The following is a 20,732-nucleotide window of genomic DNA, read 5'->3' as shown; positions in this document are numbered from 1 at the left end:
CCCGCTATAAAAAATCCTTCTATTTCTCGCTGAAACGATACCTTCCTTTAAAAGGACGGCATTGCGTTTCTGCTTGTCCAAAAATAAAAACGTTTTTATCGAATCGAATGTATCAATTATGCAGCAGGAGGGGAGCCGAACGTGAACAAACCAGCAAGCGCAACATCCGCCCCGGCAGCGCCGGACTCCAGGCCGCCAGGCGCCAAGAAGCCCATGGGGCAGCGCTTCAAAGAATTTGTAACCGATTACAAAAGACAGTGGGAGATTCAGTCGATGGTGCTGCCGGGCGTTATTTTCATGATTATCTTCTGCTACATACCCATCTACGGGCTGACTATCGCCTTCAAGAACTACACGGTCATCGACACGCTGTCCTCCGCGCCCTGGGTGGGTCTCGACAACTTCCGGATTATTATGTCTGACGAATACTTCTGGGATGCGGTCATCAATACGCTGGGAATCAGCTTCCTGAAGCTGGGCATCGGATTCATCATTCCGATTATTCTGGCCATTATGATCTACGAGCTGAACATGGGCCGCTTCAAAAAATTCGTCCAGACCATCTCCTATCTGCCGCATTTCCTGTCGTGGATCGTCCTGGGCGGGATGCTGATCACCTGGTTCTCCACCTCCGGCCTGTTCAATGAGCTGCTGCTCAGTCTGGGGCTGATCTCGAAGCCGGCCAACATCCTGCTGGATGCAGGCAAGTACTGGTGGATTGCCACGCTGTCGGATATCTGGAAGGAAGCCGGCTGGGGCACGATTCTGTATCTGGCCATTATGGCCAAAATCGACCCGACCTATTATGAGGCTGCCCGGATTGATGGAGCCAGCCGGATTCGGCAGATCTGGAACATTACCCTTCCGAATATGAAGGCGATTATCAGCCTGAATCTGATTTTGACGGTAAGCGGCCTGCTTGGCTCGAACCTGGACCAGACGCTGGTGCTGATGAACTCGCAGAACCGCGAGAAAGCGGAGGTCATCAACTCCTATGTCTACCGCATGGGGATGACGCAGGGGGATTTCTCCTATGCCACCGCCGTCGGGCTGGGCGTCTCGATCGTATCGGTGATCCTGCTGGTTGCCGCCAACTCCGTCACCCGTAAATTAAATGACAATCAATCGGTGTTATAAGGGAGGTCTTGCTTGTGAATCGGAAAATGGTTGCAGGAGACCTCGACGGCCGGATCTTCGATGCGGTCAATAAGGTGCTCCTCGGTGTGTTCATGGTCATTATTCTCGTTCCGTTATGGAACGTGATTATCTCTTCATCTAGTTCGGGCCGGGCGCTGGCCGAGGGCGGATTCATTTTCTGGCCCAAGGAATTCTCGCTGGAGAATTACCGTGCTGTGTTCAATGACAGCAGCATCGGGCAGTCCTTTCTCGTCTCGGTGGCCAAAACCTTTATCGGCGTCATCACCCATGTCTTCTTCTGCGCGATGATCGGCTACGGGCTCAGCAAACAGTATATCCGCGGCCGCAAGCTGTATGTGGCGATGGGTGTGATTACGATGTTTTTCTCCGGGGGGATGATTCCGACTTATCTGCTCATCAAATCGCTTGGACTCTTGAACACCTTCTGGGTGTACATTATTCCGGCCTTATTCAGCTATTACGATGTGGTGATTCTGATGAACTTCTTCCGCAATGTACCGGATTCGCTGGAGGAATCGGCCAAGATTGACGGGGCGGGGGACTGGCATATTTTTCTCAAAATCTTCATTCCGCTCTCCATGCCCGCCATGGCCACCATCGCTCTGTTCAACGGGGTGGGGCAATGGAACGACTTCATGACCACGAAGCTGTATGTGACGAATCAGGCGCTCTACCCGCTTCAGATGAAGCTGTATGAGATTATCGTGCAGTCGCAGACCCAGTCGATGCAGAACATCGGAGGCTCTGTCGTGATTGAGACCACCACCAAAGGGGTGCAGCTCGCGACCATTGTCATTACCACCCTGCCGATTGTCGCCATGTACCCGTTGCTTCAGCGGTACTTCATCTCCGGCATGATGGTGGGCGCGGTCAAGGAATAATCGGATGAAGGAAATTAAGGGCTTAACATTCAAAATGATTTGGGAGGTCATACGATGATGACAGGAAACAAGGTTCCGGGACACAAGGCGGTTAAGCTCATGCTGCTTCTGCTCGCGGCGATGCTGGTTGTGGCAGGCTGCGGCTCGGGAGGCGGCTCCAAGCAGGCCAGTGAGGTGTCAATTGAGGACCGGTATACGCCGGACCCGGAGACTCCGGCCTGGCAGCTCGATAAGAAAAGCGAGACCACGGAATTAACCTGGTATGTTAACGCGGACTGGTGGAATACGGATTTTGGCAAGGATGTGGTGACCAAGAAGATTAAGGAGGATCTGAACGTCAACATCAAGTTCATTACCGGGGATGATACGAAGCTGAACACCTTCTTCGCGGGCGGCGATATGCCGGATCTCCTGACGATCTTCGACTCCAACTCTCCGGTTGTGCAGAAGGCGGCGACCTGGGCGCAGCCCCTGAACAAGCTGGCTGAGCAATACGATCCGTATTTCACCAAGGTGGCGGCAGCCGATACGCTGAACTGGTTCCAGTCGCAGGACGGCAATACGTACGGCTATCCTAACTACTCCAATACGCAGGCGGATTATGACAGCGGGAATATTCCGGCGAAGACGGCTTTTGTCATCCGCAAGGATGTGTATGAGGCTCTGGGCAGCCCTGACTTCGCGACCCCGGAAGCGTTCCGCAAGACGATGAGCGAAATTAAGAGCAAGTTCCCGGATATGATTCCCTTTGGGTTCAACGCTGTCGGCGAAGGCACCGGCTCGCTGGGCGATGTGCTCCAGGACTTCCTGGGCGTACCGCTGGAGACGGAGGACGGCAAATTCTACAACCGCAATCTGGATGAGGATTATCTGACCTGGCTGCGGACGCTGAACGCCGTGTACCGGGACGGGGCGATCAGTGATGACAGCTTCGCGGATGACGGTACCGGCTTCGAGGAAAAGGTAAAGTCCGGCAAATACGCGACGATGCTGCTCGACGGTACGCCTCAGCAGGGCGGCAATCTGCAGATTTTCATGAGCGCCAATCCCGGTAAAGAGTATATGGCGGTTGACGGGCCGCACAGCACTGTAGGGCATCAGCCGACCCTGAACCAGTCCGGCATTACCGGCTGGATGATCAGCTATATCACCAAGGATTGCAAGGACCCGGCCAAGGCGATTCAGATTTTCACGTATCTGCTGAGCGAGGAAGGGCAGAAGCTGATGAACTACGGGATTGAAGGCGAGACCTACAAGACCAATGCAGACGGTACGGTGGAGCTGCTGCCGGAGGTGAAGGACCTGCAACTCAACAATGCGGATAAGTTCAAGAAGGACTACCGGATGGGCGAATTCATGTTCTTCGGACATGACCGCCACAAAGCGCTGAGCAAGGATGCCTTCCCGGAAGCGATCAAGCAGATGCAGGAATGGGGCAAGGGCAAGCTGAAGCCGCATTTCATTCTGGAGAATACCAACCCGGATCAGGGAACACCGGAAGCGCGCGGCCTCACCGCGATTAATACGAACTGGAACACGACGCTGGTCAGCATGATCCGGGCCAAGGACGATGCAACCTTTGACAGCGTTCTGGCGGAGCATAAGGCCTTCCTGGATAAGAATAACTGGGATAAGATCGCAGAAGTCCGCAGTGAGAAGATGAAGGCCAACAAGGCCAAGCTGGGCATTCAATAAAAGGGAGGGGACAACATGCCGGACATTATCGTATACCGGTCCAGCGGGGAGAACAGCCTGTTCGTGGAACAGCCTGCTGGGTCGCTGCCGCAGCTCCCTGCGGATGGAGCTACGGTCACCATAGACATTGATCCGGGCCGGACGTATCAGGAAATGGATGGCTTCGGGGCCTCCTTCACCGATTCGGCCGCCTACCTGATCCATCAGGTGCTTGGCGAAGAGCGGCGGACGGAGGTGATGCGGAAGCTGTTCGATCCGCAGGAGGGCATCGGCCTGTCCTTCCTGCGCAATCCGATGGGGGCATCGGACTATGCCAGAACGGTCTACAGCTATAACGATCTGTCTGAAGGCGGGAGTGATCCGGAGTTGTCCGGCTTCTCCATCGCCCACGATGAAGCGGATATTATTCCGCTGGTGCAGCAGGCTGTGCAGCTTAACCCTGAGCTGAAGCTGATGGCTTCGCCCTGGAGCGCACCCGGCTGGATGAAGACCAGCGGCTCGATGATCGCCGGGCGGCTGAAGCCGGAATATTACGGGGTGTACGCAGAGTACTTCGTCCGTTTCATTCAGGCCTATGCCGCGCACGGCTTGCCGATTTATGCGGTCACCGTGCAGAATGAGCCGCTCTATGAGCCGCAGCATTACCCCAGTATGCTCATGCTGCCGGAGGAGCAGCGGGAGTTCATTACGGGGTATCTGAAGCCTGTCTTCAGACAGCACGGTCTGGCCGCCAAAATCTTCTGCTACGACCACAACTGGGACCGGCCGGATTACCCGCTGTCGGTGCTGGAGGGAGCCGCAGCAGACGTGGATGGCGTGGCCTGGCACTGGTACGGCGGTGCGGCTGCTGCACAGTCGGAGGTGCTGGCGGTGTACCCCAATCATGAGGTGCATTTCACCGAAGGCTCCGGCGGGGAATGGATTCCCCCGTTCGAGCAGGCCTTCTCCAATGTGATGCGCACCGGGATTGAAATTCTGCGCAATCACAGCAGGTCGTTCGTGCTATGGAATCTGGCGCTGGATGAGCAGAACGGACCCACCGTCCCGGGCTTCGGCGAGAGCACCTGCCGCGGGGTGGTGACGGTCAACCAGCAGACCCGGGAGCTGACGTATACCCTGGACTACTACGCGCTAGCGCATTTCAGCAAGGTGATCCGCCCGCAGGCGGTGCGCCTGGCCTCTGACGCCAGCCGGGAGCATCTGCGCTCCGTGGCCTTCCGCAACAGGGACGGCTCGGTTGCCGCCGTGCTGTTCAACGACAGCGACGCCGAAGAAACCGTGTCGGTGCGACTGGCGGGGGAAGAGCTGCTGACCCTAACCATCGCTGCGAAGGGTGCGGTATCGGTGAAGGCGGGCGGCAAGCTGGAGTAGAAGTTAGTATAGACGAAGCCTTAGGCTGCCGGGATTATTCCAGGCAGCCTAAGGCTTTTCTTTGAGGAGTAGTGTACTGGTGCGTATGCGGAATGTATGCGGAAAAGCGAATACATTCTGCTGAAGCTAAGGTGTTTGGCCGGATGTATACGGAAAACCGAACACAATTTGCTGGTATGAGTTGCGCGAATGAAATGTGTGCGAAAAACCGAATACATTGGGCCGACACGAGGTGCGTGAGCGAAATATAGTCGAAAAATCGAACACAATTACCGTTGCGAAGGCGCACGAACCAAATGTATGCGGAAAACCGAACATATTGGTTAGTGCGCCAGCGCAATATTTTTCTAACTACTGTTTATCTTTGAAAATACCCGCGATCTCATCCAGCAGCCTGTCCAGCGTAATCGGATCATCGAAGTTATATTTACTGTCGATGGTGTATACGCGGCCCTCCTTGACGGCGGGAATCGACTTCCACAAGCCGGTGTCCATCAGGGCAGCCTGTCTCGCGGCGGTTTCGCTGCTGTTGTCCGTCAGGAGGAACAGGTGGGTGCCGATATACTGCGGCAATACCTCGTCGGATATAGTTACGAACCGTTCATCGGCATCAATCACCTTCTGCACGCCATCCGCCGGCTTGAAGCCGAGCCGTCCGTACAGCGTTTCGTTCAATCCTTTGTTGCCCATGATATACAGATCCTGGCCCAGGACAAGCAGGGAGGTGGCAGTCTCTCCGTCCTTCAGGTTAAGCTGCTTCTTCACGGAGTCAACCTTCGCCTGGTAATCCTTGAACCACTGGTCCGCAGCATCTGAACGGCCGAACAAGTCAGCGAGCTGCCGGACACGCTCCTCCGTCGGGAAGGTGCCGTCCAGTCCTACCACCACGGTCGGTGCAATCTTACTTAACGCTTCAATTCCGGTCTCGTCCCAGTCGTCGAAGATAATCAGGTCCGGGGACAAGGCCAGAATCTTCTCGGCGGAGAACGGATAGCCGATGTCCTCAATCCCTTCGAGCAGATCAGGGTAGGCCACCTGTGTGCCAATGACGCTTAACGAAGCTCCCGCAGGCTTAATCCCCAGCGCCAGCAGGTCACCCGGATTGCTGCCGACATAGACAATCTTCTGAGGATCGGCCGGAATTTCAACCTCCCGTTTCTTGTAATCCGTGTACATCCGTGTTGTAGCGGCGGCCTCTGTAGCTGCTGGACCCGCAGCAGCGGATGCGGTTGGTTCCGCAGAAGCGTTGCCAGCCGATGCCGGGGCAGCGGCGGAATCCGTGCCGGCCGGTTGGCCGCACGAGGCCAGGACAATTGCGAAGAGAAGCAGGGTGAGCGGCCAGAGTAGAGTCTTTTTGAGGCTTGGCATTTGTGGTTCTCCTTTCGGAACAATGGTATGTACTTGCGCAGGGCTGTAAGAACAGCATCTGTTATCCATATCTATGATTATGATAATCATTATCAATAGACTTTATTCTCATATCATAGAGAGGAATCCAGGAGTTGTCAATCAATTAGGAAGCGCTCGCGGCCGTAAAATGATAGAATAGTAGTCATAGTCTTTTACGGGGAGTGAATTTCTTATGAAAAAGATTGCAGCCGGAGTCATTGCCGGAGCAATACTGATGGTGGGGGCGCAGGCGCTGGGCGCTTCGTCATCACTGGTAGGAAAGGCCATCCAAGCGGAGTATACGGTGAATGTGTATGGCAAGAAGCTGGCTGATCCGGCCATTGTCATTGACGGCAAGAGCTATGCGCCCGTCCGGGCGATTGGCGAATTGGCCGGCTTCCAGGTGTCGGTGAAGGGCAAAACGATCAGTCTGGACGATAAGGTGCAGCAGGCTCCTCCGCTGTCTGATGAGAAAAGCTCTCTGGTCGGCCCGGCGCCGGTAAATACCCCAGATCCTGCGCTGACGGCGGCTAAGAGCAAGATCGAGATTATTGACGAGAAGATTGATTCCGTGGTAGATAATATCCTGGCAACCAGCAGCCAGCTCAAGGCCAGCCCCGGCAATGCCGAACTGAAGCAGAAGCTGGAGCAGTACAAGGCAGATTACGCTGATCTCCTGAAGCAGAAGGACCAGGAGCTGCAGAAATAAACAGCGTGCCCCGCAGCCGTGATGCGACAGATCACGGGTTGTGGGGCATTTTTGTCTCTGGGGAAGGCACTTTAGCCTGCTCTCTCAGCAGGTGAAGAGTTGCTATTATTCCGGGCCAGTCTGCGGACCAGCGGGGGCAGGGCGAATCCGTAGTACACGCAAACCAGCAGCGTACAGAGGCCGAGGATGTAGTGCAGCCAGGTGACGGATACGACAGCCGGAAAAGCAAGGGCCATCAGCCCAAGCGCCAGCGAATGGCCGAGCATCATAATGGGCTCGATGAGAGCGTTGACACGCCCCATTGTCTGCGGGACCACCAGCTCCGGCAGCCAGCTGCCGATGGCGATGTTCACCGGAGCGATGCAGAGGCCTTCAATGAGAACAAGCGGAAGATAGACCCAGACGCTATTCGCCGAGCCGAGGGCAACAATGAGCAGGCTGGACAGCAGCAGTCCGGTGATCAGCACCCGGGTCCGCGTGAACCGGCGGATCAGCGGGGAGGCTGCCATGCTTCCGGCCAGGAAACCGATGCCCAGGCACAGCGTAATGAGAGAGGCGTGAAGCATGTAGGAATCGGGACTGAGCTTATATTTCATCGCAAAAATAGGCAGGACCGCAAACACCCCATTCACGACACCGAAGAACAGGAAGCCGGAGATGAGCGTCAGCAGCAGCTTGTGACTGAGAATGTAACGAAGACCCTCCAGGAAATCTCCGATGAGCCGGGGAAAACGGATATCCCGCAGGGCGTGGCGGCCGCCGGGCATCCGCACATCCTCATGGAACCGGCAGCTCAGAATGAGCAGTCCGGAGACGAGGAAGCTGATGCCGTCGATCAGAATGGCGCCCTCAATGCCAAGGAAGCGGTAAGCGAATGCGCCCAGGCTCATGCCGAACAGCATGAACAGTCCCATAATCATCTGGTTCAGGCCGACAGCCTGCACATATTGCTCCTGGCCGATGCTGCCCTGCAGCAACCCCATCTCGGCGGGACCGAAGAACTTCGCTACAGCGCTGCGCAGAAACAGCAGCATGAAGCATAAGGTGAGCAGGTCGAAATGCAAGCTTACCAGCAGCAGCAGCGTTAATCCGGCCCTAATCCAGTCGCTGTATACTGCTATTTTGGCCCGGTCAAGCAGGTCGGCGATAACCCCTACCAGCCAGAATACAGCCAGAGTGGGCAGGGAATACATCAGTTCAGCGGTTGCCGCCAGCGCGGGACGGGTACTGAAATGATCGACCAGATAATAGGCAAAGGCCATATTCCCGACCACCGTTCCGAGCTGGGAAGCGAAGTTGGCCAGGAACAGCCTGGTGAAGACAGGGTTGCGAAAAAGCGCCGCCATATACAGCCTCCTATTCCTGAGCCGCCAGACGGGGCGGCGGATTCAGCAGCTGCTTCAGATAATCCAGCAGCGCTTCTATCTGTAATTCTGTCTGGGCAAGCTCAGGCCCCACAGCCAGGGTATGTGTAAAGATTCCTTCCTGGTAAGCGGCGGCAATTCTTGCTATCTGGGCGGGCGGCAGCACCGGGCTGAATTCCCCGCGCTCCACTCCTGTGCGAAGCAGTCCTTCTAAGCGTGCGAGACCTGACTCATACCGCTTCAACAGAAGCTTCCGCCGCCGCTCATCTCTTGAACCGCCAAGGAAATACTCGTAGAAGGCCGGCATGAAGCTTCCGCCCGGCATCCGCATAAGGTCTGTCTGCTGATCGGCGTACATTCGGGTGATGGCGTCCCAGACCGTAGGGTGCTGCGCTGTCAGCTCCGCCAGATACTGCTCATACTCTATGTCCTGCTGGTCCAGCAGTGCCTCGAAGATTTCCTCCTTGGTCTGGAAATACAGATAGATCCAGCCGCGGCTCATCCCGGTCTCATCCAGGATGTCCTTGAAGGTAGCAGCTTCATAGCCTTTGGCGGTGAATACCAGCTTCGCAGCATTCAGGATCTTCAGGCGCCGTTCCACCTTCTGCTGATCGGAGATTCTCGGTGACATGAGGATTCCTCCTTGTTTATAATGACACATGCGTCATTTTTATTATAGTGACATGTGTGTCATTTTTCAAGAGAGCGCTATACATTATTTGATAACACGTGTTATACTTCCCTTGAGGTGCTGAACTATGGGCAAAAAAAGAGTGACCAGCTTCGATGTAGCCAAACGGGCCGGCGTGTCCCGCAGTGTCGTCTCGGCGGTGCTGAACGATACGCCCGGCATCGGGGTGGGGGCAGACACACGCGAGGCGGTGCTGGAAGCGATCCGTGAGCTGAATTATCATGTGGACGCGGGTGCGCGCAGCATGAAGACAGGAAGAAGCATGACGCTGGCCGCTTACGGGGATACCCGCCATCCGCTGTTCATCCGGCTGCTGGAGGGGATGCAGCAGGAGTGCGAGCTGAGCGGGTATCACATCCTGCTCTGCTCTCCGCGCCCCAAGGGGAATGCGGGCGGCAGGGCCGAGCTGCTGGAATTGTATCACCAGCGGAAGATTGACGGCATTGTCACCCTGGACCACACCAGCTACCGGGACGAGGAATGGGCCTCCCGTGTCAGCAGCGCCGGAGTTCCTTATGTCTCCGTGGAAGGCTATGCGGAAGTGCCTGGTGTGTACTCTATACTGGCTGATTATTCCGGCAGTGTGGAGACCGCGCTAGGGTATTTGATGCGCGAGGGAACAGCGGCGCAGCCCGGACCGGTCTATGCCGAGGTCTATCATGAGGCGGCGGCAGATAACTGGGCAGAGCGGAACCGCCGGGACGCCTACATAGGCTGGTGCAAAGCGCACGGGATGAAGCCGGTGATTGTCCGCATCAAGGAGTATGGCGGCGAGTGGGCAGAATGCCTGCAGGGACTCGCGGGAGATCACGGCCAGCCGTATGCGCCGCTCCTGGTCAACTGGTCGAGCGCGATCCCGGAGCTGTACCGGACGGCCCATCAGCTGGGCCTGCGGATCGGCGAGGATGTGCGCATCATGGCCGCCGACAATACCATCCAGGGCCACCGGCTCAGCCTGCCCTCCCTCAGCTGCGTAGAGATTCCTTATGTGAGCATGGGGGAAGAGGCGGTACGCTGTGTGCTTCAGCAGATGAGCGGCGGAAAGCAAGCTGGCCAGACGGAGAAAATCTGGCTCCCGGCCGTGTTGCGGCCGGGGGAAAGTGCGTAGCGGCTGGCGGGAGTGGAGCTGGGGGTGGCTGGAAGTAGGCTAGTTGAGATGAGCTATACGAGCGAATGAGGAGCACAAGTGCACCTGTTCTCAGCCAGCCCCCACTTTTTGCCCGTTTAATAACACGTGTTATAACATGGGAGGAGAATGTTAATGTTCTGGACAGAAGAGAAGCTTGGCTCGCGGTTGAGAGAGCTTGCGGGGTACAGATACCGTGAGCAGATTGAGTTAGAGGAGTGGCAGGTTACTGAGGATCCGGAGGGGGCTAACGGTGCCTATCCGCCTGCGCTTGACGGGGGCAGGAAGCTGCGGACGGGAGAGTATTGGACCGGCTATGATGCCTATCTGTGGCTGCACCGCAAGGTAACTGTGCCTGCGGAATGGCAGGGGAAGCGGGTTGTGGGTCTGTTCGATTTCGGTCGCACCGGCGGGGGGAATAACAGCGGGTTCGAGTCGCTGCTCTACCTGGACGGGAAGCCGTATCAGGGGGTGGACTCCAACCATCAGGAGGTGTTCCTGGAAGACGGTGCAGCCGGGAGCGAGCTGGATTTCACCTTCCGCCTATGGTCAGGCCTGAACGGTGACGGGCAGATCATCCCGCAGGAGCACAAGATCAAGCGGGCAGAGCTGGCCTATCTCGATGAGTCCGCCGACAATCTCTATTACACCGGGCGGGCGGTGCTTGGGACTATCAAGCAGCTTCCGGACAGCCGGACGGAGAAGCATGAGCTGCTAACCGCCTTGAACAAGGCGTTCAACAGGCTGGACTGGTCCAAACCGGGAAGCGCGGCGTTCTATGCCTCAGTCCGGGAAGCAGAAGCACTGCTGCTTGAAGCGCTCTCCCAAATGGAGCGGGAGCATCCGGTGACGGTAACCGCCATCGGCCATACGCACATCGATGTGGCCTGGTTATGGCGCCTGACCCACACGCGGGAGAAAGCGGCCCGCTCCTTCTCCACCGTACTGCGGCTGATGAAGGAGTTCCCGGAGTATATTTTTCTGCAGACCCAGCCTCAGCTCTATGCGTACATCAAGCAGGATTACCCGGAGATCTATCAGGAGATCAAGCAGCGGGTGGAAGAAGGCCGCTGGGAAGCCGGAGGGGCGATGTGGCTGGAGGCAGACTGCAATCTGACGAGCGGCGAGTCGCTGGTGCGGCAGATTCTGTACGGGACGAAGTTTTTCCGCGAGGAGTTCGGGGTGGACTGCAAATACTTATGGCTGCCGGATGTGTTCGGGTATAGCTGGGCGCTGCCGCAGATTCTGCGCAAGTCGGGCATTGACACCTTCATGACTACGAAGATCAGCTGGAGCCAGTACAACCGGATGCCGCATGATACGTTCCGCTGGAGGGGGATTGACGGCAGCGAGGTGCTGACCCATTTCATCACCACACCGGAGGGACCGGAATCGGGGGCCTGGTATTACACCTACAACGGTCTGATCGAGCCTTTCTCTGTGCAGGGCATCTGGGAGCAGTACCGCGACAAGAACCTGAACCGCGAGCTGCTGTTGTCCTACGGCTACGGGGACGGGGGCGGCGGCGTCAACCGCGAGATGCTGGAGATGCGGCGGCGGCTGGATACGATGCCGGGTCTTCCGCAGGTGAAGACGGGCCGGGCAACGGAGTACTTCGAGCGGCTTCATGAGACTATAGATGCTACAGAAGAGTATGTGCACACCTGGGATGGGGAGCTGTACCTGGAGTATCACCGGGGAACCTATACCAGCCAGGCCTATAACAAAAAAATGAACCGCAAGCTGGAGCTGCTCTACCGCGAAGCGGAATGGCTGCAGATGCTGTGGGCGGCGGAGAGCGGCCAATTTGGCCAATATCCGGCGGACTCGCTCCTCACAGGCTGGCAGACTATTCTGCGCAACCAGTTCCACGACATTATTCCCGGCTCCTCCATTCACGAGGTGTATCAGGATTGCCGGGTGGAATATGCGGAAGCGGAGCAGCTTGGCCTGGCAGCGCGGACGGCTGCGGCAGAGGGGCTGGTCAGCTTGGAGGATTCCACCGGCCAGATCGCCCCGGAAGCCGCCAATCCGGCGGAAGCGCCGCAGGGTACAGCCTATACGCTGTTCAACAGCGCCTTCTTCACCGCGCCCCGGCTGGCCGTTGTGGCTCACGATGCAGAGAAAGCTGTCTGGACAGACGCCAAGGGCAACCGGCTGGCTGCACAACGCTCCGGCGGACAGTGGCTGGTGCAGACAGCGGCGGTTCCGGCGATGGGCAGCACCGTTATTTTTGCCGCCGATCCGGGCAGCACCGGGGCTGGTGAACCAGTGCAGACGGTACCGTTCCGCTGGCAGGATTCCACACTAACGACTCCATACTACATTCTGGAGTGGAATACGGACGGACAGCTGAGCCGGGTCTTCGACCGCAGCGCCGCACGCGAGGTGCTGGCTCCCGGGGAATGCGGCAATGTGCTTCAGGTGTTCGAGGATAAGCCGAAGATGTTCGATGCGTGGGATATTGATTTATTCTATCAGGAGAAAATGCAGGTCATCCGCGATCTGCGCTCCGTCAAGCTGCTCGAATGCGGCCCGCTCCAGGCTGTGCTGGAATTCGTCTGGGGCTACATGGATTCCACTATCATCCAGAAGGTCAAGGTCTATGCCGGAAGCGCGCGGATTGACTTCGAGACGTATGTCGACTGGCATGAGCAGCATCAGCTGCTGAAGGCGGCCTTCCCGGTGGCCGTGCGGGCAACGGAAGCGACTTATGACATCCAGTTCGGCAACGTGAAGCGGCCGACCCACTGGAATACAAGCTGGGATTATGCCCGGTTCGAGAGCGTGGGCCATCAGTGGGCGGATCTGTCGGAGCGGGGCTACGGGGTCAGCCTGCTGAACGACTGCAAATACGGCTATGACATCAAGGATTATACGATGCGCCTGTCGCTGATCAAGTCGGCCACCAGCCCCGACCGGCTGGCGGACCAGGGAGAGCATCACTTCACGTATGCCCTGCTGCCGCATGAGGGGGACTGGGTGGCTGCGGGCACGGTACAGGAAGCATGGGCGCTGAACCAGCCGCTTCTGGCCGTGGAAGGAGCCTACGCCGCAGGTAGTGGCAAATCCTTGATTACCTGCGATGCTCCGAACATTGCCATCGACGCGGTTAAGCTTGCCGAGGACGGCAGCGGATGCATCATCAGGCTGCATGAGTATACGGGAACACGCAGCACAGCTACTGTAAGCAGTGATTATTCGACCGCCTCCTGGCAGCTATGCGACCTGATGGAGCGGCCGCTGGACGCGGAGCCGGTGGACGGACCTGCGATCCGGCTTGAATTCAAGCCTTATGAGATCCATACGGTTCATTTGACTTTTGCCTGATGCACCTCTAAAAAGCCGCCATTCCGGCAAAGGGAGTTTTACTGCACCCTACCGGAATGGCGGCTTGTTTAACATTTAATACTGTTCCCGTAGCCTTACATCCGCTTTATCAATTCTTCCAGCTGGGCGACGAGACTTTTGGCAAGCTCAAAATTGTTATCCTGCAGCGCCAGCTCCACCCGGGTTTCCGCAGCTTGCTTCTGCTGCTCCAGCTCCAGGTAATCCTTATCGAAATGCCGGGCGTAGATCATCTTCTTAAATTTCTTGACCGTCATCTTGCGGATCGTCTTCCCGTCAATGATCAGCACATAATCCATCCCGTTGACCACGGAATAGAAGTCATGGGAGATCATCAGAATCGCACCCTTGTACTCCCGGATCGCTTTGTCCAGCGCGATTTGCGTGTAGGTGTCCAGATGGCTGGTCGGCTCATCAAGCAGCAGGACATTGGCCTTCAAGGCGGATACCTTGGCCAGCTGCAGCAGATTCTTTTCGCCGCCGGACAGGGCAGCTATCCGCTGGTTCACGATCTCACCTTCGAAGCCATAGCTTGCCAAGTGCAGGCGGATCTCATCATACGTGGTCATTCCGGCCTCAATGAATTCTTCGAGCAGGGTGTTGGAATCGTTCAGCACTTCACCCTGAAGCTGGGACAGATAGGCAACTCTAGCCTCCGGGCTGAAGGTTATAGAATCGTGCCGGCCCAGCGCAATATCGCGCAGTAAGGTCGTCTTTCCGGTTCCGTTGGGACCGATCAGGGCGATTTTATCCGTAGCATTCATCTCGAAGCTAACCTGATCGAGCAGCAGCTCATCGAAGGCGGCCCGGTACTCATGGACCGTCACAACAGGAGCGGCAGCGTCCTGCGGCTCATGCACCATCCCGAAATGAATCTGCGGCTGCTTAATATCCACGAACGGCGCTTTAATTCTGCGGGCTTCCAGCCTTTCCTGGAACTTCACTCTCGCTTTCAGCGCCCGTCCTCTGGAGGCTTCGGCATTATAGGTGGCGATCGCGCGGAGATTATCGATGATCACATCGTTGCGCTCAATCTCCTCCTGTTCGGCAAGGGCCAGCTCCTGCAGCTCTATCTTCGTCTGAAGCAGGGAGAGGTTGTACTCCAGATAGCGGCCGTCAAACTCCTGCAGCTCCTTATTTTCGAGATGAATGATTTTGTTAAAACAATGGTTTAGCAGATAGCGGTTGTGCGTAACCACCAGCAGGATTCCCTTATGGGAGTTAATGAGCTGCCTAAGCGCATTCAGGTTGTCGAAGTCAAGAAATACATCCGGCTCATCCATAATCAGGACGTCTGGCTGGACCAGCATTTCCTTCATTACCTGCACCAGCTTGAATTCCCCGCCGCTCAGCCCGGATATCTTAAGATCCCTGTGCTTCATGAGGTCGGCCAGATTAAGCTGCTTGTGAATGAGGCTCTCATAATCATCCCCGCCCAGGGCTTCCAAAGCGTCCAGAGCCAATTGATACTTCTCCAGCAGCGGCTCAATCTCCGCAGAGGTCTCCATCTCTGTGCAGATGGTCTGGATTTCAGCCTGGAGCTTGATGAAGGGGCCGGCTATATATTCAAATACGGTCGTATCCAGAGACAGGTCCGGCTTGGCGAACTGGCTGACATATCCGATGCTGCAACCAGGCTCCACCTCAACGCTGCCGTCGAACAAATATCTGTCCCGGTCCATCAGGATGTCGATCAGGGTGCTTTTCCCGCTGCCGCTGGTTCCGATAAAAGCGCAATGCTGCGCCTCTTCAAGCGTAAACGAAATGTCAGTGTAGAGCTCTTTGTGCGGGAAGGAGAAGCTCAGGTGTTGAACTTTAATCATAGGACTACCTTTCTGTGTAGCTGGAATAGTGACTCTTCCCTATTATACAGATTACACGGGGAATCGGGGGTTCTATAATTGGAATGGAACGCGTTTCCTATGTATAAGGCCAATCTTAGAATAGGGCGGGGTGGAATCCATGATGCGTTCAATAAGGTCTTCATCGCACCAAGGGGGCCGGCAGGTCCGGCTACCCAGACAGCCTGTGTGCTGGCGTTAATGTTCGGTCTGGTGGAGGGGGAAGCGAAAGATCGCACAGTTGCGGGACTTATCGGACTGCTGGAGGCGAGCGGGTATCACCTGACGACAGGGTTTGTCGGGACGCCTTATCTGAATCTGGTGCTTGCTGAAGCGGGCCGTTACGTTGCTGCCTACAAGCTCCTGCTGCAGACGGACTATCCTTCCTGGCTGTATCCGGTCACCCGCGGGGCCACTACGATCTGGGAGCATTGGGACGGCAGCTTTTGGAGTGCGACGATGAATTCGTTCAATCATTATGCTTACGGAGCGGTTGGCGATTTCCTGTACCGCTATGTGGCCGGGATTGAGCAGACAGAGGAGGGGCCGGGCTATAAGCAGTTTCTGATCCAGCCGCATCCGGGAGGCGGACTGACTTCTGCTGCCGCCGGGCTGGAATCGATGTACGGGATGATCCGCTCTGAATGGACGCTTAGCTCCGGCCGGATGGAATTGACCGCCGTTGTTCCCCCGAATACTACAGCTACGGTGCTACTGCCGGACGCCTTGCTGACGGAAGTGTCTGAGAGCGGTGCGGGGAACGGACAGCAGCTTGAACAGGTCCCCGGTATTCATTCCGCCGAACAACTGGCACAGGGCGTGAAGCTTACACTCGGCTCCGGGGAATACAGATTTGCTTGTAACTACACTTGCATTTCCGGAGTATAAAATATATCATAGATAAATGAAGTCTGTAATTAAAAGCAAAGCTTATACGTAAGGTGGAAAAGACATGAAGTATTCCAAAGCAACGAACTACGCGCTGCACACGATGCTGTTCCTGGTCGCGCACACGCCGGATAAGCCGATTGGGGTCCAGCAGCTGGCCGAGCGGCAGAATGTCTCGCCTACCTATCTGTCCAAGATTCTGACCAAGCTGGTCAAGGCGGGGCTGATCGAGTCCACTTCCGGCGCGAACGGGGGGTACCGCCTGCGGCGCAAGGGGGAAGAGATCTCCTTCCTGGATATCATCCATGCCATCGAAGGCACGGCCTCGCTGTTCGACTGCACCCTGGACCATCCCAGCGAGTGCCTGATCCAGCAGGAGATGGTCAAGGCCGAGGGGCAGATGGAGGATTATCTGCGGAATAAGATGATGTCTGAGCTGGCAGATAAGATGCGGGCATGGCAGCAGTAGGCAATGGCTGATACAATGCGGTCATGCAGTAAGGACGGGGGCTGGCGGTGTTTGGCGTTGTTCCTGCTGAAACGGCTGCCGACCCTTTAAGGGCGGCAAAGCCGTTTTTGCCGGATATATTGCGGATATTCAGAGTCTTTTAAGTCTGTGTAATAAGCGATAGCGATAATAGGGCAAGCAAGCCCGCAAGAGAGGATGAATCAGAGATGAATAACGGATTATTTGATGCAAGCGTATGGGAGAAGGCCTGGCAGGAGGACCCCAAGGCGATGGCTAACAAGTTCAAGGCGATGGGGATGAACCCGCACACAAGCTTCGACCATAAGGCGAAGGTTTTCAATGAGGAGGTATTCAGCAGTGCCGGGCGGGAGCGAAGCGAGCGGATTATTACCTGGATGGAAGGCCAGGGGGTGGACTTCAGCGGCCTGACTGTGCTGGATGTGGGGGCCGCCTCGGGCGGCTTCACGGTGCCTTTTATGGAGAGAGGGGCCAGGGTTACCGCGGTAGAGCCTAATGTACCTTTATCTGAGCTTTTTCTGGAAAACACGGCGGCAGCGGCTCCCGGGCAGGTTGAGCTGGTGCGCGAAGCGTTTGAGGATATCGACATTGCCGCCCGGGGCTGGCTGAATGCCTTCGATCTGGTCTTCGTGTCCATGTGTCCGGCCGTATTCGATTGGGAGAGCGCCGAGAAGGTGATCAGCTGTGCCCGTCAGTATTGTTACATCAGCACGTCGGCAGGCGTCCAGGAGCATAGCCTGATGAACGAATTGCTGCCGCTGCTGACCGGCCGTGAGGTCCATGCAGAATCCTCGGATATGGCCTATCTGATGCAACTGCTGTATCTGAAGGGGTATAGCTACGAGTCCATTATATCCCGGGAAGCCAAAAGCAAGGAGGTCTCCCCGGAGGAGGCATTTGCTGAAGTGCTGGAGATGCTGCCTCTGCATCATTTGGACGGGAACGATACGGTCCGCCAGACTGTACAGGATTATCTGCACACTGCTTATCCGGAGCAAAAGGTGATTATCCGCCAGGGCGGTCGGTTCGGCAAGGTGCTGATCCGGCTGCAGGACCAGAGGATGTACAGCCGGGCGGCGGCTGCTTCGTCCATTCAGTGAAGCGCTGAATTCAGGTTATTTCTCCCTTGTCCATGAGATTGTCTTTCTCTGGAAAGATGCTATCATAGAGAGTAGATCCCCACGCGGGATCTATTTTACTATTTGGGAGGAATGAGGGCTATGAGCAGGAACAAGCGTGTTTTCGAGCATGACCTGATGAAAAAGGTAGGTGAAATCTACTATGAGCCATAGTCTCAAGACGATTTCACTGCGGGAGGAACTGGTGCAGCAGCTGGTCTATCTCGATGAGCATAAATTCTCGATTCTGGACAGGGGGACCTGGGAGTCGCCGGCAGAGCGGGCCGAGGTGCAGGCCATGATCCGCAGGTACCAGGAGACGGTGGAGCGGATTCTGGCCGGTGATGACGGGCCGCTTCAGCGTTCAATGGTGCTGGTCGGGTCGCAGGTGTCGCTGCGGATCGGCCAGGAGACGCTGAAGGAGGCATACCGGATTGTGATTCCCGGTGAAGCCGAGCTGGATGAATTCTGTATCTCGCTCTGGTCTCCGATGGGCAGAGGACTGATTCTGGCCTGTCCGGGGGATACCGTGACAATTCAGACCCCGTTCGGAAGTGATGAAGTGCTGATCCTTGATAATGTATATGAGTGAGGCTGAAGATTGAAGAAGAGGCGTCCCCGATCATCCTGTGATGATGGGGGACGCCTCTTTGCTGTTGTACAGAAACTACAATTCTTCGATCTCCTGCAGCCAGAGCGCCGCAGAGGCATCGCTCGGCATCCGCCAGTCGCCGCGCGGCGAGAGGCTGACTGTGCCGACCTTCGGGCCGTCCGGCAGGCAGGAGCGCTTGAACTGCTGGGTGAAGAAGCGGGTGACGAACACCTTCAGCCAGGCGATCAGCTGCTCTCTGGGATAGGCTCCGCCGAAGGCGTGCTCGGCGAGGTAGAGCATTTTTCCGGGGGTGGCCCCTGTGCGCAGCATGTAATACAGGAAGAAGTCATGCACAATGTAAGGTCCGAGAATGTTCTCGGTGAGCTGGACAATCTCCCCTGTGGCCGAAGGCGGCAGCAGCTCGGGGCTGATTCCGGTCTCGATGATGCTGTAGAGCAGCTTATTGACGGTCTCATCGGCTTCATGGTCCGCATACCAGGCGACCACATATTGGATCAGCGTCTTCGGAATGCCCGAATTCACACTGTACATGGACATGTGGTCGCCGTTGTAGGTGCACCAGCCCAAGGCAAGCTCGGACAAATCGCCAGTGCCGATAACAATGCCGCCGTTCTTGTTGGCAAGGTCCATCAGAATCTGCGTGCGTTCGCGGGCTTGTACGTTCTCGTAGGTCAGGTCATGCACCTCGGGGTCGTGGCCGATGTCCTCGAAGTGCTGGAGGCAGGCCGCCTTGATGTCTACGACCTTCAGGGTGGCGCCGAGCGCCTTGATCAAGCCGACGGCGTTGTCATAGGTGCGGCTTGTCGTGCCGAAGCCGGGCATTGTGACCGCCAGCACGTCACTGGCCGGACGCCCGAGTCGCTCCATCGCGCGGACGGCGACCAGCAGCGCCAGCGTGGAATCCAGCCCGCCGGAGATGCCGATGACCGCCTGCTTGGTGCCGATGTGGCGGATACGCTTCATCAGGCCGGAGGTCTGGATCGAGAGGATCTCCTGGCAGCGTTCGTCCCGCTGCAGCGGATTGCCCGGCACGAACGGGTTGACGCCCACCGTCCGCTTCAGCTCCCGGCGGCTGCTGCCGCTGGCCGGTGAAGCGTAGAGCAGCTCGCGGTAATTGCGGCCGCCCTTGCCGGCCCGGAACGTTCCCATCACGGTGCGGGAGTACTGAAGGCGCGGCAGGTCGATGTCGGCGGTGATGATCCGGCTCTCATGGGTGAAACGCTCCGATTCGGCCAGCAATTGGCCGTTCTCCGCGATCAGCGAATGCCCGCCGAAGACGACATCGGTGGTCGATTCGCCGGTATTGCAGCCTGCATAGACATAACCGGCCACGCAGGAGGCGGACTGGCTACTTACGAGCTGGCGGCGGTAATCGGCCTTGCCGACCAGCTCATTGCTGGCTGACGGGTTGAACAGCAGCGTGGCTCCGGCCTGGGCCAGCAGGCTGCTGGGCGGCACCGGCACCCAGAGGTCCTCGCAGATCTCGACGCCGAAGGAGAGATTCCGGTTACCCTTGCAAGCGAAGATCAGATCATTGCCGACCGGCACGGTAGCTTCGCCGATCCGCACCTCATCGGTCTCCAGCTCCTCCGCACCGGCAAACCAGCGCGGCTCGTAGAACTCACTGTAACCGGGAATGCAGGTCTTGACCACAATCCCGAGAATCCGGCCCTGCTGGATGACAGCGGCACAGTTGAACAGCCTGCTTTTGATGGGGAGGGGCAGGCCGGCGATCACAATCATCTGATGCTCCACCGTTGCGGCGGTAATCCGCAGCAGCGCCTCTACGGCAGCATCCTGCAGCCGGGGCTGGAGGAACAGGTCCGCACAGCTGTAGCCGGTGATGCACAGCTCCGGCAGGACCAGATACTCCACCTCCTGGGCATGTGCGGTTTTAATCACTTCTATAATTTGTTCTGCATTGAAGACGCAGTCAGCTACCCGAAGCTCGGGGGATGCGGCCGCGACTCTGGCGAATCCGTAATTCTGCATGCCTGTCACCTGTCCTTTACCTGTCCTGTTGTAGTTACACTATTTAATAATTGTACCCATC

16 protein-coding genes are annotated in these 20,732 nt (G+C 56.9%); 11 read left to right on the top strand and 5 right to left on the bottom strand.

Going from position 1 to position 20,732, the window contains the following annotated elements:
* The first annotated feature begins 213 nt into the window (after positions 1 to 213).
* From MHI24_RS06245 to MHI24_RS06230, 4 genes are read left to right on the top strand one after another with little or no spacing between them, the layout of a single operon-like run.
* Complete coding sequence (locus MHI24_RS06245) at positions 214 to 1,137, top strand: ABC transporter permease subunit (protein WP_340026615.1); 924 nt, start codon at positions 214 to 216, stop codon at positions 1,135 to 1,137.
* Between the two features lie 26 nt (positions 1,138 to 1,163).
* Positions 1,164 to 2,039, top strand: coding sequence for a carbohydrate ABC transporter permease (locus MHI24_RS06240; protein WP_340026614.1), 876 nt, complete (start codon positions 1,164 to 1,166; stop codon positions 2,037 to 2,039).
* Between the two features lie 57 nt (positions 2,040 to 2,096).
* Entirely contained in the window at positions 2,097 to 3,734 is a 1,638-nt protein-coding gene (locus tag MHI24_RS06235) for a sugar ABC transporter substrate-binding protein (RefSeq protein ID WP_340026613.1), read from the top strand.
* 15 nt (positions 3,735 to 3,749) lie between these two features.
* Complete coding sequence (locus MHI24_RS06230) at positions 3,750 to 5,105, top strand: glycoside hydrolase family 30 beta sandwich domain-containing protein (protein ID WP_340024710.1); 1,356 nt, start codon at positions 3,750 to 3,752, stop codon at positions 5,103 to 5,105.
* Between the two features lie 351 nt (positions 5,106 to 5,456).
* Here MHI24_RS06230 and MHI24_RS06225 read toward each other — a convergent pair whose 3' ends face one another.
* Entirely contained in the window at positions 5,457 to 6,473 is a 1,017-nt protein-coding gene (locus MHI24_RS06225; protein ID WP_340024709.1) for an ABC transporter substrate-binding protein, read from the bottom strand.
* A gap of 214 nt (positions 6,474 to 6,687) precedes the next feature.
* Here MHI24_RS06225 and MHI24_RS06220 point away from each other — a divergent pair, with 214 nt between their 5' ends.
* A complete protein-coding gene (locus MHI24_RS06220; protein ID WP_340024708.1) occupies positions 6,688 to 7,203 on the top strand; it encodes a hypothetical protein in 516 nt (171 codons plus the stop codon).
* Between the two features lie 71 nt (positions 7,204 to 7,274).
* Here the strand turns inward: MHI24_RS06220 and MHI24_RS06215 are convergent, their stop codons facing one another.
* Both MHI24_RS06215 and MHI24_RS06210 read right to left on the bottom strand, forming a co-directional pair.
* Entirely contained in the window at positions 7,275 to 8,549 is a 1,275-nt protein-coding gene (locus MHI24_RS06215; protein WP_340024707.1) for an MFS transporter, read from the bottom strand.
* A 10-nt stretch (positions 8,550 to 8,559) separates the two neighbouring features.
* Positions 8,560 to 9,198, bottom strand: coding sequence for a TetR family transcriptional regulator (locus MHI24_RS06210; protein WP_340024706.1), 639 nt, complete (start codon positions 9,196 to 9,198; stop codon positions 8,560 to 8,562).
* A gap of 127 nt (positions 9,199 to 9,325) precedes the next feature.
* Between MHI24_RS06210 and MHI24_RS06205 the strand changes: the two genes are divergently transcribed.
* Together MHI24_RS06205 and MHI24_RS06200 are read left to right on the top strand one after the other, a co-directional pair.
* Positions 9,326 to 10,366: a LacI family DNA-binding transcriptional regulator gene (locus tag MHI24_RS06205; protein ID WP_340024705.1), complete on the top strand. Its 1,041-nt coding sequence runs from the start codon at positions 9,326 to 9,328 to the stop codon at positions 10,364 to 10,366.
* Between the two features lie 153 nt (positions 10,367 to 10,519).
* Positions 10,520 to 13,714 (top strand): alpha-mannosidase, encoded by a 3,195-nt coding sequence (locus MHI24_RS06200; RefSeq protein ID WP_340024704.1) that lies wholly within the window; start codon positions 10,520 to 10,522, stop codon positions 13,712 to 13,714.
* Between the two features lie 95 nt (positions 13,715 to 13,809).
* On the opposite strand, the gene MHI24_RS06195 is transcribed toward MHI24_RS06200, so the two are convergent.
* A complete protein-coding gene (locus MHI24_RS06195; protein ID WP_340024703.1) occupies positions 13,810 to 15,555 on the bottom strand; it encodes an ATP-binding cassette domain-containing protein in 1,746 nt (581 codons plus the stop codon).
* A gap of 99 nt (positions 15,556 to 15,654) precedes the next feature.
* Between MHI24_RS06195 and MHI24_RS06190 the strand changes: the two genes are divergently transcribed.
* From MHI24_RS06190 to MHI24_RS06175, 4 genes are all read left to right on the top strand, one after another.
* A complete protein-coding gene (locus tag MHI24_RS06190) occupies positions 15,655 to 16,461 on the top strand; it encodes an alpha-L-rhamnosidase C-terminal domain-containing protein (protein ID WP_340024702.1) in 807 nt (268 codons plus the stop codon).
* Between the two features lie 64 nt (positions 16,462 to 16,525).
* Positions 16,526 to 16,930, top strand: coding sequence for an Rrf2 family transcriptional regulator (locus tag MHI24_RS06185; protein ID WP_340024701.1), 405 nt, complete (start codon positions 16,526 to 16,528; stop codon positions 16,928 to 16,930).
* 206 nt (positions 16,931 to 17,136) lie between these two features.
* Positions 17,137 to 18,048: a methyltransferase domain-containing protein gene (locus tag MHI24_RS06180; protein WP_340024700.1), complete on the top strand. Its 912-nt coding sequence runs from the start codon at positions 17,137 to 17,139 to the stop codon at positions 18,046 to 18,048.
* Positions 18,049 to 18,229: 181 nt separating this feature from the next.
* Positions 18,230 to 18,658, top strand: a complete 429-nt coding sequence (locus MHI24_RS06175) for a GreA/GreB family elongation factor (protein ID WP_340024699.1) — start codon at positions 18,230 to 18,232, stop codon at positions 18,656 to 18,658.
* 75 nt (positions 18,659 to 18,733) lie between these two features.
* Here the strand turns inward: MHI24_RS06175 and MHI24_RS06170 are convergent, their stop codons facing one another.
* The gene (locus MHI24_RS06170; protein ID WP_340024698.1) at positions 18,734 to 20,671 is read right to left on the bottom strand and encodes an NAD(+) synthase; all 1,938 of its coding nucleotides are present in this window, start codon (positions 20,669 to 20,671) and stop codon (positions 18,734 to 18,736) included.
* Positions 20,672 to 20,732 lie beyond the last annotated feature (61 nt).

It is taken from the genome of Paenibacillus sp. FSL K6-1096 (assembly GCF_037977055.1).
Taxonomy (GTDB): Bacteria; Bacillota; Bacilli; order Paenibacillales; family Paenibacillaceae; genus Paenibacillus_AQ.
Note: the sequence above shows the minus strand (reverse complement) of the source record. Positions and strands in the feature narration are given on the sequence as shown.

Excerpts from the sequence above, each read along its gene's own strand:
- MHI24_RS06245 (WP_340026615.1), top strand. The coding sequence starts at position 214 with ATGGGGCAGCGCTTCAAAGAATTTGTAACCGATTACAAAAGACAGTGG.
- MHI24_RS06240 (WP_340026614.1), top strand. The coding sequence starts at position 1,164 with ATGGTTGCAGGAGACCTCGACGGCCGGATCTTCGATGCGGTCAATAAG.
- MHI24_RS06235 (WP_340026613.1), top strand. The coding sequence starts at position 2,097 with ATGACAGGAAACAAGGTTCCGGGACACAAGGCGGTTAAGCTCATGCTG.
- MHI24_RS06230 (WP_340024710.1), top strand. The coding sequence starts at position 3,750 with ATGCCGGACATTATCGTATACCGGTCCAGCGGGGAGAACAGCCTGTTC.
- MHI24_RS06225 (WP_340024709.1), bottom strand. The coding sequence starts at position 6,473 with ATGCCAAGCCTCAAAAAGACTCTACTCTGGCCGCTCACCCTGCTTCTC.
- MHI24_RS06220 (WP_340024708.1), top strand. The coding sequence starts at position 6,688 with ATGAAAAAGATTGCAGCCGGAGTCATTGCCGGAGCAATACTGATGGTG.
- MHI24_RS06215 (WP_340024707.1), bottom strand. The coding sequence starts at position 8,549 with ATGGCGGCGCTTTTTCGCAACCCTGTCTTCACCAGGCTGTTCCTGGCC.
- MHI24_RS06210 (WP_340024706.1), bottom strand. The coding sequence starts at position 9,198 with ATGTCACCGAGAATCTCCGATCAGCAGAAGGTGGAACGGCGCCTGAAG.
- MHI24_RS06205 (WP_340024705.1), top strand. The coding sequence starts at position 9,326 with ATGGGCAAAAAAAGAGTGACCAGCTTCGATGTAGCCAAACGGGCCGGC.
- MHI24_RS06200 (WP_340024704.1), top strand. The coding sequence starts at position 10,520 with ATGTTCTGGACAGAAGAGAAGCTTGGCTCGCGGTTGAGAGAGCTTGCG.
- MHI24_RS06195 (WP_340024703.1), bottom strand. The coding sequence starts at position 15,555 with ATGATTAAAGTTCAACACCTGAGCTTCTCCTTCCCGCACAAAGAGCTC.
- MHI24_RS06190 (WP_340024702.1), top strand. The coding sequence starts at position 15,655 with ATGTATAAGGCCAATCTTAGAATAGGGCGGGGTGGAATCCATGATGCG.
- MHI24_RS06185 (WP_340024701.1), top strand. The coding sequence starts at position 16,526 with ATGAAGTATTCCAAAGCAACGAACTACGCGCTGCACACGATGCTGTTC.
- MHI24_RS06180 (WP_340024700.1), top strand. The coding sequence starts at position 17,137 with ATGAATAACGGATTATTTGATGCAAGCGTATGGGAGAAGGCCTGGCAG.
- MHI24_RS06175 (WP_340024699.1), top strand. The coding sequence starts at position 18,230 with ATGAGCCATAGTCTCAAGACGATTTCACTGCGGGAGGAACTGGTGCAG.
- MHI24_RS06170 (WP_340024698.1), bottom strand. The coding sequence starts at position 20,671 with ATGCAGAATTACGGATTCGCCAGAGTCGCGGCCGCATCCCCCGAGCTT.